This is a genomic window from Nocardioides stalactiti (assembly GCF_014180715.1).
Taxonomy (GTDB): Bacteria; Actinomycetota; Actinomycetes; order Propionibacteriales; family Nocardioidaceae; genus Nocardioides; species Nocardioides stalactiti.
This window is the reverse complement of record NZ_JACEFC010000027.1, coordinates 1-14,042: the sequence shown is the minus strand read 5'-3', so window position 1 is coordinate 14,042 and position 14,042 is coordinate 1. Positions and strand designations below refer to the sequence as shown.

The following is a 14,042-nucleotide window of genomic DNA, read 5'->3' as shown; positions in this document are numbered from 1 at the left end:
GCGCCATGACGGTGGGCGGAGGGTGTCGTGACGACTACGGCTATCACCTGACCACGGGCGACGCCGCTGCCGGGGCCTACGTCTCCGGAGTGCGCGACCTGCTGCGGCTGCGCCGCGACGCCCACGTCCGGATCGCGGCGGCGCTGGCGCACGACCCGACCTTCGCCCTTGCGCACGCCGACCTGGCCCTGCTCGGTCACGAGATGTGCGTCGACGTCGACATCGTCTCCCGGCTCGAGGACGCCCGCCGCCTCGTCGGTCGCGCGACCGAGCGGGAGCGCAGCCACGTCCACGCCGTCGACCGGCACCTCCAGGGCGACCACCTGCCGCTCCTCCAGCACCTCCGGACCTACCCGCGCGACGCCGTCCTGCTGTCGGTCGCCATGCCGACGATCGCGTTCGCCGGGGTCACCGAGGTGCCTGCGGAGGCCTGGGCGATCGTGGAGGCCGCCGCGCCGGCGTACGGCGACGACCCGTGGTTCCTCGGCCTGCTGGCCTTCGTCCGCCAGGAGCAACGCCGCTACGACGACGCGATGACGCTGTCCTGCTCGGCCTTGGCTGCGGACCCCACGGCCGGCCACGCGGCCCACGCCCGAGCGCACGCACACTACGAGACCGGCGACCACGATGCCGGCCTGGCCTGGATGGACGCGTGGGTCGCCGGTGACGGAGCGGGGACCGAGAGCCTCACGCACTTCTCCTGGCACGCCGCGCTCCACGAGCTCTCGCTCGGCGACCTGGACGCCGTCCGCCGGCGCTACGAGACCCAGCTCCAGCCACGGCAGGCGGTCGGCTGCCGCGCCCTGGTCGACACCGGTTCGCTGCTCTACCGCTGGGCGCTGACGCCCGACGCGGCGACCGTCCCCGACCTGGAGGAGGTCGCCCGCGCCGCCGGCCGCGGTGTGCTCGAGGCACCGGCGACGGCGTTCCTCGGGATGCACGCCGCCGTCACCCTGCTCGCGCTCGGAGACCTCGACGCGCTCCGGCGGCTGGCCGACCGGTGCGCCGGCCACCCGCACGCCACCCAGCGCGAGGTGGTCGCCCCGCTGGCGCGGGCGCTCGGTCTGCTCGGCTCCGGGCGCGCCTCGGAGGCGGCCGACCGGCTCGCCGAGCTCGCTCCTCTGTGCTGGCGCTTCGGCGGCTCCGACGCGCAGCGCGAGATCGTGGAGGAGACCCGGATCGCGGCGCTGCTCCGCGCCGAGCGGTACGACGACGCGCGCACACTCCTCGACGCGCGCCTGGACCGCCGCCCCTCGCCGCGCGACGAGCGGTGGCGCGCCTCGGCCCTCACACAGTGAGGATCTTGCCGTCCCTGACCTCGATCGCGATCGACGCGAGCGGGTCGGGGGCAGGCGACTGGACGACCTCGCCGGTCGCGGCGTCGTAGGCGCTGCCGTGGTTGTCGCAGTGGATGACGCCGTCCTCGACCGAGGTGACCGTGAGCTGCTGGTGGGTGCAGACGGCGGTGAACGCCTTGAACTCGCCTGCGGTCGGCTGGGTCACCACGACCTTCTCCTCGGTGAGGATGATGCCGCCGCCGACCGGGACCTCGTCGGTCGTGGTCAGCTCGGTGCCGGCCTCCAGGTCCGGCGTCGCGCCGTCACCGTCGTCGCCGCCGCAGCCGGCGAGGGCAGCGGCCACCCCGAGGGCGCCCAGACCGTGGAAGAGGATCCTCCGGGTCGGCCGGGCGTTGCGGAGAGTCGTCATTCGACCGTGATCTGGTCGCCGGAGACGGTGACCGTGAACTCCCCGAGCGGGGTCGGGGCCGGGCCGCCGACGACGGAGCCGTCCTCGATCGAGTAGCGGCTGCCGTGGCAGTCGCACTCGATCTCCGTGCTCACCCGCGCCACCAGGCACCCGGCATGGGTGCACACCGCGGTGAACGCCTTGAACTCGCCCTCGGTCGGCTGCGTGACCACGACCGACTCCTCGACGACCACGATGCCACCGCCGACGGGGACGTCGGAGGTCGAGATGCCGCCGCCGGCCGGCGGGTCGGAGGTCGGTGCACCGGTGTCGGACGGGGCGTCCGTCGACGGTTGCGGGGCAGAGGAGGTCGCCGGGTCCGAGGCGTCGGCCTTCGGGTCGGAGCCGTCGTCGCCGCACGCCGCCAAGAGGGGAACACCCACCCCGACGGTGGCCGCCCCCGTGATCGCCTGTCGCCTGCTGATCGTTGACATGTGAATCACCCTACGGTCCGGCCCGTGCCCGGAACAGGTGCGAATCGCAGGTCACAGCAGTTCCTCAGCGTTTGGCTGCCGCCCGCTTGCGCTTCGGCTGTGCCGCCGCCCGGCCCTCGAGCAGCGGCTTGAGGAACTGGCCGGTGAAGCTCGCCTGCGTCGCCGCGATCTCCTCCGGCGTGCCCTGGCCGACCACCGTGCCGCCGCGCGAACCGCCCTCGGGGCCCATGTCGACGATCCAGTCAGCGGTCTTGATGACGTCGAGGTTGTGCTCGATCACGAGCACCGAGTTGCCCTTGTCGACCAACGAGGAGAGCACCCCGAGCAGCTTGCGGATGTCCTCGAAGTGCAGGCCCGTGGTCGGCTCGTCGAGGACGTAGACGGTCCGGCCGGTCGACCGCTTCTGGAGCTCGGTGGACAGCTTGACCCGCTGCGCCTCGCCTCCGGACAGGGTCGTGGCCGGCTGGCCGAGCCGGACGTAGCCGAGGCCGACCTCCACCAGCGTCTTCATGTGTCGCGCGATCGCCGGGACGGCCCCGAAGAACTCGAGCGCGTCCTCGATCGGCATGTCGAGGACCTCGGCGATGGTCTTGCCCTTGTAGTGCACCTCGAGCGTCTCGCGGTTGTAGCGGGCACCGTGGCAGACCTCGCACGGCACGTAGACGTCGGGCAGGAAGTTCATCTCGATCTTGATCGTGCCGTCGCCGGCGCACGCCTCACAGCGGCCGCCCTTGACGTTGAACGAGAACCGGCCCTGCTGGTAGCCGCGGATCTTGGCCTCGGGGGTCGAGGCGAAGAGCTTGCGGACGTGGTCGAAGACCCCCGTGTAGGTCGCCGGGTTGGAGCGCGGCGTGCGCCCGATCGGCCCCTGGTCGACGTGGATGACCTTGTCGACGTGCTCGATGCCGGTGATCTTCTGGTGGCGCCCCGGGATCGAGCGAGCACGGTGGAGCTCCTTGGCCAGCGACGTGTAGAGGATGTCGTTGACGAGGGTCGACTTGCCGGAGCCGGAGACGCCGGTCACCGCGACGAAGAGCCCGAGCGGGAAGCTGACGTCGATGTTCTGGAGGTTGTGCTCGCGCGCGCCGTGGACCTTGAGCTCGCGGCCCACCGTCCGCGGGCGTCGTACGGCGGGCACGGGGATCTCGCGGCGACCGGAGAGATACTCCCCCGTCATCGAGTCGGGGTGCTCGAGCAGCTCCTTGACCGTCCCGGAGTGGACGACCTGGCCGCCGTGCTCGCCGGCCCCGGGGCCGATGTCGACGACCCAGTCGGCGACCCGGATGGTGTCCTCGTCGTGCTCGACGACGATGAGCGTGTTGCCGAGGTCCTTGAGCCGCACCAGGGTCTCGATGAGCCGCTGGTTGTCGCGCTGGTGAAGGCCGATGGACGGCTCGTCGAGGACGTAGAGGACGCCGACGAGCCCGGCCCCGATCTGGGTCGCGAGCCGGATCCGCTGCGCCTCGCCGCCCGACAGCGACCCGGACGGCCGGTCGAGGGTGAGGTAGTCCAGCCCGACGTCGAGCAGGAACTGGAGCCGCTCCTGGATCTCCTTGAGCACCCGCTCCCCGATCTGACGCTCCCGGGCGGACAGGTCGAGGGTGCGCAGGTAGTCGGCGGTCTCGTTGATCGGCAGGGCGCACAGCGAGGCGATGTCGATGCCGCCCGCGTCCTTGGCGCCGAGGGTGACCGACATGGAGACCGGCTTGAGCCGCGAGCCCTCGCAGACCGGGCACGGGACCTCGCGCATGAAGCCCTCGAACCGCTCGCGGCTCACGTCGCTCTCGGCCTCGCGGTGTCGCCGCTCGACGTAGGAGCGGACCCCCTCGAAGTCGGCGTAGTAGGCGCGCTCGCGGCCGTAGCGGTTCTTGGTGACGACGTGGACCTTGGTGGGGTGGCCGTCGAGGACCGACTTGCGGGCCTTGGCCGACAGCTGCTCCCAGGGGGTGTCCATGTCGAAGCCGAGCTCCTCGCCCAGCGCCTGGACGAGCTTGCCGAAGTAGTCGGCGACGTGGGCGTGGCTCCACGGCTGGAGCGCGCCCTCGGCGAGGGTCGCGGTCGGGTCGGGGACGACGAGCTCCGGGTCGACCTCCATCCGGGTGCCGAGGCCGGTGCACGACGGGCAGGCGCCGAACGGGGAGTTGAAGGAGAACGAACGGGGCTCGAGCTCGTCGGTGTCGATGGCGTGCTCGTTGGGGCAGGCCATCTTCTCGCTGAACCGCATCTCGCGGCCCGGGTCCTTCTCGGGCAGGTCGACGAAGTCGAGGACCACCAGGCCGCTGGCGAGGTTGAGCGCGGTCTCGACCGAGTCGGTGAGCCGCCGCTTCGCGCTGTCCTTGACCGCGAGCCGGTCGACCACCACTTCGATCGAGTGCTTGTACTTCTTGTCGAGCGTGGGCGGCTCGTCGAGGTTGTAGGTCTGGCCGTCCACCCGGGCCCGGCTGAAGCCCTGGGTCTGGAGCTGGCGGAACAGGTCGACGAACTCGCCCTTGCGGCCGCGGACCACGGGAGCGAGCACCTGGAACCGGCGGCCCTCCTCCAGCGTCAGCACCCGGTCGACGATCTGCTGCGGGGTCTGCCGCTCGATCGGCGCGCCACAGGTCGGACAGTGCGGTCGGCCGGCCCGCGCGTAGAGGAGCCGCAGGTAGTCGTAGACCTCGGTGATGGTGCCGACGGTCGATCGGGGGTTCTTGGACGTCGACTTCTGGTCGATCGAGACGGCCGGCGACAGGCCCTCGATGAAGTCGACGTCGGGCTTGTCCATCTGGCCGAGGAACTGCCGGGCGTACGCCGACAGCGACTCCACGTAGCGGCGCTGGCCCTCCGCGAAGATCGTGTCGAAGGCGAGGCTCGACTTGCCGGAGCCCGACAGGCCGGTGAACACGATGAGGGAGTCGCGGGGCAGGTCGAGCGAGACGTCCTTGAGGTTGTGCTCGCGGGCACCGCGAATGATCAGCTGGTCAGCCACGTGCCCCAGCCTACGGAGCGCCGCCGACACCGCCGATTTCCGCGGCGCCCCAGGGGTGGATGATGGGGCGCGTGAACCCGGTCGAGGCCGTTCTCGAGGCCACCACCCGCTACCTCTCCGCGCTGGAGGGACTGACCGACGAGCAGCTCCGTGACCCGAGCCTGCTGCCCGGCTGGAGCCGCGGACACGTCGCCGCGCACCTGGCGCTCAACGCCCACGGTTTCGCCCGCGCTCTCCGCGGTGCACGCACCGGGGACCCGGTCCCGATCTACGACTCCCAGGAGGCGCGCGACGCCGAGGTCGAGGAGCGGTCCTCGGGCTCGGTCGAGGAGCTCGCGGCGTTCAACCAGATGGCCTCGCTGCGCCTGGCCGGCGAGCTGCGCCTGATGAAGGCGCTGGTCACCATCGAGAGGACGCCCGGCGGCCACGTCTTCGACGCGGCCAAGGTGGTCGAGATCCGCTGGAAGGAGGTCGAGATCCACCACGCCGACCTCGGGATCGGCTACGGGCCGGCCGACTGGCCGCTGCCGTTCGCAGCCTTGCTCCTGGAGTCGGCCGCTGCCGACCGGGGCCGCGAGCTCGGGATCACCCTGCACGCACGGGACATCGACAAGACCGTGCTGGTCGGCCAGGGTGGGCACGGTGTCGCCGGGCCCGCCGGCGACCTCGCGTGGTGGCTCGTGGGCCGCGGCGCGAGCGACAGCCTGACCTCGACCCGGCCGTTGCCGGAGCTGGGAGCGTGGAAGTGACCTACACCGGAGCCGTCTCCCCCGGCGGCGCGGCCGACGTCCGCGAGCTGGGACACCTGACGATCACCAAGGTGGCCGTCGACGAGCAGATGTCGAACAACTGCTACCTGCTGCGGTGCACCGACACCGGCGACCAGGTGCTCGTCGACGCCGCGGCCGCACCGGAGACCCTGCTCCCGCTGGTCGGCGAGGGAGGGTTGAGCACGGTGGTGACGACCCACCAGCACTGGGACCACCACCGCGCCCTCGCCGCCGTCGTGGCCGCGACCGGCGCCGAGGTCGTCGCCGGTGAGCCCGACGCCGACGCGATCACCGAGCAGACCGGTGTCGAGGTCACCCGCCGGGTGACGGACGACGACAAGGTCGCGGTCGGGTCGTGCACCCTGGAGGTCATCCGGATCACCGGCCACACGCCGGGCTCGATCTGCCTGCTCTACCGCGACCCCGACGGCCACCCCCACCTCTTCACCGGGGACTCCCTCTTCCCCGGTGGCGTCGGCAACACCTTCGGGGACGAGGCTGCCTTCGCCACCCTCATCGACGACGTCGAGGCCAAGCTCTTCGGCGCGCTGCCCGACGACACCTGGTTCTACCCCGGCCACGGCGACGACTCGACCCTCGGCGCCGAGCGCCCCGCCCTCGCCGAGTGGCGCGAGCGCGGCTGGTGACCGGATCCGAGAATTTCCACGAAACGGTGTAACGACCGGGCCGGCCGCCGACAGGTAAGGGTGACATGGTTCACCGCCTCGCCCGTCGCGGACGCGGCATTCCTGGGGAGCACTACATGAATCGCACCATCGCGCGCGGACTCGGCCTCGTGGCCGGTGTCGCGCTGACCGTCCCGGCCACGTCCTTCGTCGCCCACGCCGACGAGACCGAGCCGTCGCCCCAGCCGTGCGCCACCCAGCAGGTCCAGCTGGACCGGGCCGAGGCCGCGCTCGCTCGTGTGCAGGCGGTCTTCGCCCGTCAGAAGAAGCGCGTCGCCGCGGCCGAGGAGTCCCTCGAGGACGCCGACACCCGCGCCGAGCGGCGGGAGGCTCGGGCCGAGCTGGCCAAGGCGAAGGCGAAGAAGGCGGACACCAAGGAGCGGCAGCGCGCTCAGCAGATGCGCGTCGCCAAGGCCACCGAGCGCCTCGAGGCCTGCCAGGCCGCTCAGCCGGAGAGCCCGGAGACCCCGGCTCCTTGATCCCGAGCGTCGCTCACGCGCGGTCGGAATGACGAACGGCCCCACCGGAGACCGGTGGGGCCGTTCGCATGTCCAGGCTCAGAGGCCGCGGACGTTCTCCGCCTGCAGGCCCTTCGGGCCCTGCGCGACATCGAACTCGACGCGCTGGTTCTCGGCCAGGTTCTTGTAACCCGTGCCGGCGATAGCGGTGTGGTGGACGAAGACGTCACCCTCGCCGCTGTCCTGTGCGATGAAACCGAAACCCTTGGTCTCGTTGAACCACTTCACGACGCCAGTCGTCATGGCGATCTCCTTGTTTTCTACTGCTGTCAAGACGCGCAAACGGTTGTCTGCTGCGCGGATGAACCCACCTGCACCGCACCTCGACGGCAGCCCGGAGAGGGCCACAATGGAACCACGTGAGTGAACCGAAGCCCGGCAGTCGGACGTTCGGAGCAACGGATGCGTGACCCGTTCTTTCAACTGTGACCAATCTACCCCCTCCGGGTCCCGAATCGTTCTTCCTCGCCGCCTCACTTCTCGCGACTGTTCTGGTGACACTTCTAGTGACGACGAGCACGACGCGGGTCTAGCCTCGCGGACATGACGTTCAGCGCCCGCGAGCGCGAGGCCATGCGCCTCATCTGTGACACCTTCGCTCCCGGTGACGGTGCGGGTGTCCCGGCGGCCAGCCAGTGCGGTGCTGTCGACCTCACGCTCGAGGTGGCGGCGGCCAATCCGCGTGCTCCCGAGCTGCGACAGCTCAAGGGCCTGCTGCGGATCTGGGACACCCGCGGGTTCGCGCTGGCGCTCACCGGCCGGCCCCAGCGCTTCTCGCAGCGCGGCCAGGCCGGAAGGGAGCGCTTCCTGCTCTCGCTCTCGGACTCCAACCTCGCCCAGAAGCGCGCACTCTTCGCCGCGCTCAAGAGCGCGGCGCTGCTGCCCTACTACCTGCGCGGCGGCGGGCCGCTGTGGGAGCCGATGGGCTACTCCGGGCCGCTCGGGGTCCGGGCGGACGCCCCGCCGCGCACGCTCACGACCCACCGTGCGACGGGTGCGACCACGCTCGACTGCGACGTGGTCGTCGTCGGCTCGGGTGCGGGTGGCGGGACGGCGGCGGCCGTTCTGGCGGGGGCCGGCCTCGACGTCGTCGTCCTCGAGGCGGGCGACCACCACGACGAGAACGACTTCGACGGCAGCGAGGAGTCCGGCTTCCTCAACCTCTACGCCCTCGCCCCGCAGGCGACCGCCGAGGGCCAGATCAACCTGCTCGCCGGCCGTGGTCTCGGGGGCGGCACGGTCGTCAACTACACGACGTCCTTCCGGACGCCCGACCACGTGCGTCAGGAGTGGGCCGACCTCGGCGCCAAGCAGTTCGTCACCGAGGAGTACGACGCCGCGCTCGACGCCGTCTGCGCCCGGCTCGGCGTCAACACCGACCACGACCGGGCGGCGCCGCGCGACGCCATCCTGGAACGCGGCGCGCTCGCGCTCGGCTGGGAGTCCGCCGCCATGCCGCGCAACGTCATCGGCTGCGACCAGGGCATCGAGTGCGGACGTTGCGGCATGGGCTGCCGGCTCGGCGCCAAGCAGTCGGTGACCAAGACCTGGCTCGAGGACGCGGCCGCGGCCGGTGCCCGGCTCTACACCGGCGTCACGGCCCGCACGGTGACCCAGGCGAACGGCCGCGCGACCGGTGTCGAGGGCGTCACCGCCGAGGGGCACCCGGTGACGGTGCGCGCCCGAGCGGTCGTCGCGGCGGCGGGCGCGATCCAGACACCGGCCCTGCTCCACCGCAGCGGGCTCACCAACCCCAACGTCGGCGCACACCTGCGCCTGCACCCGGCGACGGCCGTCTGGGGGCTGATGAGCGAGCGCGTGGACCCGTGGGTCGGCGCGATGCAGAGCCGCTACGTCAACAAGCTCACCAACCTCGACGGCAAGGGCTACGGCGTCCTCTACGAGACCGCTCCGATCACGCCCGGGCTCGGCACGGGCTTCATCGGCTGGCGGGGCAGCACGGCCTTCCGCCGTCGGATGATCGAGCTGCGGGACTCCCTCGGCATCGCGGTGATCCTCCGTGACCGCGACTCCGTCGGCACCGTCCGCACGAAGCGGGACGGCGAGCCGGTCGTCCGCTACAAGCTCTCCGACGGCGACTCCGAGCACCTCGTCCAGGGGTTGGTCGGCGCAGCACGGATCGCGGAGGCCGCCGGTGCCAGCCGGATCACGACCACCCACCACCAGACGGTGAGCTACGAACCCGGTGCGCGGGGCGACCTGACGTCGTTCGAGGCCGACGTCCGGGCGGCGGGCACCGCACCTGGCCGGATGACCCTCGCTGCGCTCCACATCATGGGTTCGGCCCGGATGGGCGACTCGTCAGCGACCTCCGCGATCGACCCCGACGGCCAGACGTGGGACCTGCGGGACCTCTACGTCGCCGACGGGTCGTGCTTCCCGACGGCCTCAGGGGTCAACCCGATGATCTCGATCGAGTCGATCGCCTACATGACCGCCACCCGCCTGGCCACCCGCCTCGCCTGACCACCCCACCAGGAGCAGCCATGACCCTCGACGGACAGGTCGTCCTCATCACCGGCGGCGCCCGCGGCATCGGCGCGGAGACCGCCAAGGCGCTCGCGAAGAAGGGGGCGAAGCTGATCCTCACCGATCTGGACCGCGACGCGCTGGACGCGACTGCCGCGGAGATCGGGAAGGACCGGTGCCTCGCCGTGGTCGCCGACGTCTGCGACCTCGCGTCCATGGAGGCTGCCGTCGCCGCCGGCGTCGAGACCTTCGGGCGGCTCGACGCGGCTGTCGCCAACGCCGGCATCGCGTCGTACGGCTCGGTCATGGGCACCGACCCGGCGGCGTTCAAGCGGGTCCTCGACATCAACGTGCTGGGGGTCTTCCACACGGCCAGGGCGTGCGTGCCGGCGCTCGTCGAGAGCAAGGGCTACTTCCTGGTGGTCTCCTCGCTCGCCGCGTTCGCCGCGGCGCCGGGGATGTCGGCCTACAACGCCAGCAAGGCCGGTGCGGAGCACTTCGCCAACGTCCTCCGCCTCGAGGTCCACCACCAGGGCGTCGCGGTCGGCTGTGCCCACATGTCGTGGATCGACACCCCGTTGGTCCAGGACGCGAAGAAGGACCTGTCGACCTTCGCCGAGCTGCTCACCAAGCTGCCCTACCCGCTCAGCAAGACCACCTCCGTCGACGCCTGCGTGAAGGCGTTCGTGAAGGGCATCGACAAGCGGTCGCGCCACGTCTACTGCCCTGGCTGGGTGCGCGGCGTCGGCCTCAACCGCAACGTCGTCAACTCGGCCGCCGGCTCCCGCGCGCTCCTGCCCCACGTCGCGGACCTGCTGCCGCGCATGGATGCCGAGGTCGCTGCCCTCGGCCGCTTCACCAGCGCCCGCAACGTCAGCAACTCCGCCGACCCGGCGGCGTTCGGGGACTGACCCCCGGCAGTGCGGGTCAGCTGTAGGTGACCCGCACGGTGTCGGTCAGCGGCACCGACTGGCAGCCGAGGCGGATGCCGTCGTCGAGGTCCTCGCTGTCGAGCACGTCGTTGTGCAGCATCCGGACGTCGCCCTCGAGCAACCGGATCGCGCACGCCGAGCACTCGCCCTCGCGGCACGAGTACGGCGCCTTGACGCCCTTGCTCTCGAGGAAGTCGAGCAGCTTCACCTTCGGGTCCCAGTCGTCGAAGGTGTGGTCCTCACCGTCGAGCTCGACCTCGAGCTTGACCGGCCCGGCGAGGGTCGGCTCACCGGCCGCGTCCTCGGGCTCGTTGCCGTCGTCGTTGTCGGCGATCTCGCTCGCCGCGAGCCTGAGCTCCTCGATGTCGCCGAACGGGTTGCCGCCCAGGGAGACGAACTTCTCCTGGTGCCGCCGCTCGCGCGGGAACTCGAGCTCGCGCAGGACGGTGGTGACCATCTTCATGTACGGCGCCGGCCCGCAGCAGAACGCGTTGTAGTCGAGGTAGGGCATGACGAACGCCTTGACCTGCTCCGGCGACGGGATGCCCTGGACCGACTCGAGCCAGTGGACGACCTGGAGCCGCTCGGGGTTCTCGGCGGCGAGCCGGGTGAACTCGTCGGCGAAGATGACCGACTTCTCGTCGCGGTTGGCGTAGAAGACGACGATCTTGCCGGTGCCCTGGTCGAGCGCGGTCCGCGTGATCGACATGATCGGCGTGACCCCGCTGCCCCCCGCGAACAGCAGCAGGTCGGCGTCGAGCGAGGCCGGCGAGAAGATGCCCGACGGCGGCAGCACGCGGAGCGTGTCGCCGACCTTGAGGTTGTCGCAGATCCAGTTCGACGCGTAGCCGTCGACCGTCCGCTTGACCGTGACGGTGAGCGGGCCGCCGTCGTGCGGGCTGCTCGAGAGCGAGTAGCAGCGCGCGGCGATCCCGGTCTGGTCGCTCGGCACGGCCACGGTGAGGAACTGGCCCGGCTTGTAGACGAACTTCTCCGGAGCCTCCGCGGGGATCTCGAAGCTGATGGAGCGGGCGTCGGCGGTCTCGTCGACGACGTCGACCACGTTCAGCAGGAAGGACTCGATGTCCACAGAAACTCTTTCTCAGTAGCCGTCATCGGCCCCGACCGGGATCTCACCCGATCGGACCGCGGCGTCGATGCTAGCCGTCATCCGGGGGCACGCCTGGTGGCTGTCCCGCCCGTCGGGTCGTGTCCTACGACACAGCTCCGGACAGGCTGCCCGGGCCCCGGTGCTCCACTGGATCGACGTGTGGTGGTCGCTGTTCTTCTTCGCCGTGACCTTCGCGAGGCAGTCGAGGCACTGCACCTCGACCATGCGGGCGCTCGTGTAGAGGCGCTGTTCCTCGAGGGTGTCGGGGTCGGTCGGGACGAAGGAGGCCATCAGTGGCTCACGGGCTCCTGCGTCGACTCGTCCGCTGCGCGCCTCGCCAGGTTGTCGGCGACCTCCGCGTGCCAGTACTCGTTGGCCTTGGTGGTGTCGACCTCGAACTCGAAGCGGTCGGTCATCTCCGGCTTGAGGTCGGCGACGTCGGTGTAGAACTGCTCGTACCACCGGCGCAGCTGGTAGACGGGGCCGTCCTCCTCGCAGAGCAGCGGGTTCTGGACGGCGACCTTGTTCTCCCAGATGTGCACGTCCTGGAGGAAGCCGTCGCCGAACGACTCGGTGTAGCGCTCCGCGATGTAGTTCACGGTCTTCTCGTCCAGGCCCTCGGGCTTCTGCACGGCGATGCCGTACTGCAGCAGGAACGAGTCGGGGCCGGTCGGGATGTGGCAGTTGATGAGGATGACCTCGGTGACGAATCCCTTGTAGTCGACCGTCAGCCAGTTGATCATGTACGACGGCCCGTAGTACGTGGCCTCGGACTTGAGGGTCGAGTTGGCGTCGCTGTAACCGCCCTCGGTCTTGTCGGGGCGGCCGGTCGACTCCATGAACTGGGTCGCGGTGTGGCCCTCGAAGATGTTGCGGAAGCTCGTCGGGAAGGCGAAGTGCACGTAGTAGAAGTGCGCCATGTCCGCGACGTTGTCGATGAGCTCACGACAGTGCGAGCCGTTGATCTCCTTGGTGTGCCAGGACCAGTCGGTGTACTTGTCCGTCATGACCTCCGGCAGCTCGGGCGGCAGGATCGAGCGGTCGGCGGCCGAGCCCTCGGGGTCGTTCCAGATGAGCAGCTGACCGTTGACGATGGCCGTCTCGTAGCGCTGGGTGCGCGCCCGCAAGGGGACCCGACGCGCGTAGGGGATCTCCTTGCACTTGCCGTCGCCGCCCCAGCGCCAGTCGTGGAAGGGGCACGCGATGTTGTCGCCCTTGACCTCGCCCTGGGTCAGGTCGCCGCCCATGTGACGACAGAACCCGTCGAGCACGTTGAGCTCGCCCTTGCTGTCCTTCCAGATCACGAGCTTGGTCCCGAAACCCTCGATCGAGTGCGGCTTGCCGTCGTCGTACGCCGTGGCGAGGCCCAGGCAGTGCCAGCCCCTGGCAAAGCGGATCGGCGTCGTCCCCTGATCGAGCATGCGCGTGTCACTCATGTAGAACACGTTACAGTTTTGCGGGTAGTCTGACAACGAACACCCGCTCGTCCGGGCTTGATCTATGCCACACAGGAGGCCTCGTGCACGTCGATCTGGAGCCGCAGCAGGTAGCACTGCGCGAGGAGCTGCGCGAGTACTTCGCGAACCTGGTGACCCCGGAGGTCCGCGCCGGTCTGTCGGCCGCGACCAACGAGTTCGACGAGGGCGAGGAGGGCCAGGCCCGCAACGCCGGTGAGTTCGGCGACGCCAACGTCTACAAGAGCGTGATCAAGCAGATCGGCGCCGACGGGTGGCTGGGCATCGGCTGGCCCAAGGAGTACGGCGGCCAGGACCGCTCGATGATCGAGCAGCTCATCTTCACCGACACCGCTGCCATCGCCGGCGTGCCGATCCCCTACCTGACGCTCAACACCGTCGGTCCGACGATCATGCGCTACGGCACGCAGGAGCAGAAGGACTACTTCCTGCCCAAGATCCTCGCCGGCGAGCTGCACTTCTCGATCGGCTACTCCGAGCCGGGGTCGGGCACCGACCTCGCCTCGCTCCAGACCAAGGCCGTCCTCGACGAGGCTGCCGGCGAATGGGTCATCAACGGCCAGAAGATGTGGACCTCCCTCATCCAGTACGCCGACTGGATCTGGCTGGCGTGCCGCACCGAGCCCGACCAGGCCCGGCACAAGGGTCTGTCGATGATCCTGGTCCCGGCGAACGCCGAGGGCGTCACCTACACGCCCGTGCACACGGTCGCCGGCGTCGGCACCAGCGCGACGTACTACCAGGACGTCCGCGTCCCGGCGTCCAACCTGATCAGCGAGCGCGGCGGCGGCTGGGCGCTGATGACCAACCAGCTCAACCACGAGCGGGTGTCCCTGACCTCGGCGGCGCCGCTGGTCCACTCCCTCCAGCTCGTGCGCGAGTGGGCGAGCACCACGACCAACCCCGACGGCC

At 70.5% G+C, this 14,042-nt stretch carries 14 protein-coding genes; 7 read left to right on the top strand and 7 right to left on the bottom strand.

Translation table 11 applies throughout. The annotated features are described in order from the left end of the window. Positions 1-5 precede the first annotated feature (5 nt). Positions 6-1,298, top strand: a complete 1,293-nt coding sequence (locus H0487_RS07750) for a tetratricopeptide repeat protein (protein WP_183093663.1) — start codon at positions 6-8, stop codon at positions 1,296-1,298. On the opposite strand, the gene H0487_RS07745 is transcribed toward H0487_RS07750, so the two are convergent. From H0487_RS07745 to uvrA, 3 genes are all read right to left on the bottom strand, one after another. Then, the gene (locus tag H0487_RS07745) at positions 1,288-1,707 is read right to left on the bottom strand and encodes a Rieske (2Fe-2S) protein (protein WP_183093662.1); all 420 of its coding nucleotides are present in this window, start codon (positions 1,705-1,707) and stop codon (positions 1,288-1,290) included. The two genes, H0487_RS07750 and H0487_RS07745, sit on opposite strands and share 11 nt — an antisense overlap. After that, positions 1,704-2,180 (bottom strand): Rieske (2Fe-2S) protein, encoded by a 477-nt coding sequence (locus H0487_RS07740; protein WP_183093661.1) that lies wholly within the window; start codon positions 2,178-2,180, stop codon positions 1,704-1,706. The genes H0487_RS07745 and H0487_RS07740 overlap by 4 nt, the downstream gene beginning before the upstream one ends. Positions 2,181-2,244: 64 nt before the next feature. Next, positions 2,245-5,148, bottom strand: coding sequence for an excinuclease ABC subunit UvrA (uvrA, locus tag H0487_RS07735; RefSeq protein WP_183093660.1), 2,904 nt, complete (start codon positions 5,146-5,148; stop codon positions 2,245-2,247). A gap of 71 nt (positions 5,149-5,219) precedes the next feature. Here uvrA and H0487_RS07730 point away from each other — a divergent pair, with 71 nt between their 5' ends. The 3 genes from H0487_RS07730 to H0487_RS07720 all read left to right on the top strand — a co-directional run bounded on the left by H0487_RS07730 (position 5,220) and on the right by H0487_RS07720 (position 7,083). Then, a complete protein-coding gene (locus tag H0487_RS07730; RefSeq protein WP_183093659.1) occupies positions 5,220-5,897 on the top strand; it encodes a maleylpyruvate isomerase family mycothiol-dependent enzyme in 678 nt (225 codons plus the stop codon). Next, entirely contained in the window at positions 5,894-6,565 is a 672-nt protein-coding gene (locus H0487_RS07725; protein ID WP_183093658.1) for an MBL fold metallo-hydrolase, read from the top strand. Before H0487_RS07730 ends, H0487_RS07725 begins: the two co-directional genes overlap by 4 nt. Before the next feature lie 116 nt (positions 6,566-6,681). Continuing rightward, entirely contained in the window at positions 6,682-7,083 is a 402-nt protein-coding gene (locus H0487_RS07720) for a hypothetical protein (RefSeq protein WP_183093657.1), read from the top strand. Positions 7,084-7,161: 78 nt separating this feature from the next. Here the strand turns inward: H0487_RS07720 and H0487_RS07715 are convergent, their stop codons facing one another. Then, positions 7,162-7,365 carry a cold-shock protein gene (locus H0487_RS07715; protein ID WP_183093656.1) on the bottom strand — a complete coding sequence of 68 codons (204 nt, stop codon included), beginning with the start codon at positions 7,363-7,365 and terminating at the stop codon, positions 7,162-7,164. A 300-nt stretch (positions 7,366-7,665) separates the two neighbouring features. Here H0487_RS07715 and H0487_RS07710 point away from each other — a divergent pair, with 300 nt between their 5' ends. Next, a complete protein-coding gene (locus H0487_RS07710) occupies positions 7,666-9,609 on the top strand; it encodes a GMC family oxidoreductase (protein WP_183093655.1) in 1,944 nt (647 codons plus the stop codon). 20 nt (positions 9,610-9,629) lie between these two features. After that, a complete protein-coding gene (locus tag H0487_RS07705) occupies positions 9,630-10,523 on the top strand; it encodes an SDR family oxidoreductase (RefSeq protein WP_183093654.1) in 894 nt (297 codons plus the stop codon). A gap of 16 nt (positions 10,524-10,539) precedes the next feature. On the opposite strand, the gene H0487_RS07700 is transcribed toward H0487_RS07705, so the two are convergent. Genes H0487_RS07700 through H0487_RS07690 form a run of 3 tightly spaced genes read right to left on the bottom strand, consistent with a single transcriptional unit; the run spans position 10,540 to position 13,091 of the window. Next, positions 10,540-11,634 (bottom strand): ferredoxin--NADP reductase, encoded by a 1,095-nt coding sequence (locus H0487_RS07700; protein ID WP_183093653.1) that lies wholly within the window; start codon positions 11,632-11,634, stop codon positions 10,540-10,542. A gap of 12 nt (positions 11,635-11,646) precedes the next feature. After that, positions 11,647-11,946, bottom strand: coding sequence for a hypothetical protein (locus H0487_RS07695; protein ID WP_183093652.1), 300 nt, complete (start codon positions 11,944-11,946; stop codon positions 11,647-11,649). Beyond that, complete coding sequence (locus H0487_RS07690; RefSeq protein ID WP_183093651.1) at positions 11,946-13,091, bottom strand: 3-ketosteroid-9-alpha-monooxygenase, oxygenase component; 1,146 nt, start codon at positions 13,089-13,091, stop codon at positions 11,946-11,948. Before H0487_RS07690 ends, H0487_RS07695 begins: the two co-directional genes overlap by 1 nt. Positions 13,092-13,174: 83 nt before the next feature. Here H0487_RS07690 and H0487_RS07685 point away from each other — a divergent pair. Beyond that, the coding region (locus H0487_RS07685; RefSeq protein WP_183093650.1) for an acyl-CoA dehydrogenase family protein at positions 13,175-14,042 on the top strand (868 nt) is incomplete at its 3' end.

Excerpts from the sequence above, each read along its gene's own strand:
- H0487_RS07710 (WP_183093655.1), top strand. The coding sequence starts at position 7,666 with ATGACGTTCAGCGCCCGCGAGCGCGAGGCCATGCGCCTCATCTGTGAC.
- H0487_RS07745 (WP_183093662.1), bottom strand. The coding sequence starts at position 1,707 with ATGACGACTCTCCGCAACGCCCGGCCGACCCGGAGGATCCTCTTCCAC.
- H0487_RS07695 (WP_183093652.1), bottom strand. The coding sequence starts at position 11,946 with ATGGCCTCCTTCGTCCCGACCGACCCCGACACCCTCGAGGAACAGCGC.
- H0487_RS07690 (WP_183093651.1), bottom strand. The coding sequence starts at position 13,091 with ATGAGTGACACGCGCATGCTCGATCAGGGGACGACGCCGATCCGCTTT.
- H0487_RS07740 (WP_183093661.1), bottom strand. The coding sequence starts at position 2,180 with ATGTCAACGATCAGCAGGCGACAGGCGATCACGGGGGCGGCCACCGTC.
- H0487_RS07715 (WP_183093656.1), bottom strand. The coding sequence starts at position 7,365 with ATGACGACTGGCGTCGTGAAGTGGTTCAACGAGACCAAGGGTTTCGGT.
- H0487_RS07750 (WP_183093663.1), top strand. The coding sequence starts at position 6 with ATGACGGTGGGCGGAGGGTGTCGTGACGACTACGGCTATCACCTGACC.
- H0487_RS07720 (WP_183093657.1), top strand. The coding sequence starts at position 6,682 with ATGAATCGCACCATCGCGCGCGGACTCGGCCTCGTGGCCGGTGTCGCG.
- H0487_RS07705 (WP_183093654.1), top strand. The coding sequence starts at position 9,630 with ATGACCCTCGACGGACAGGTCGTCCTCATCACCGGCGGCGCCCGCGGC.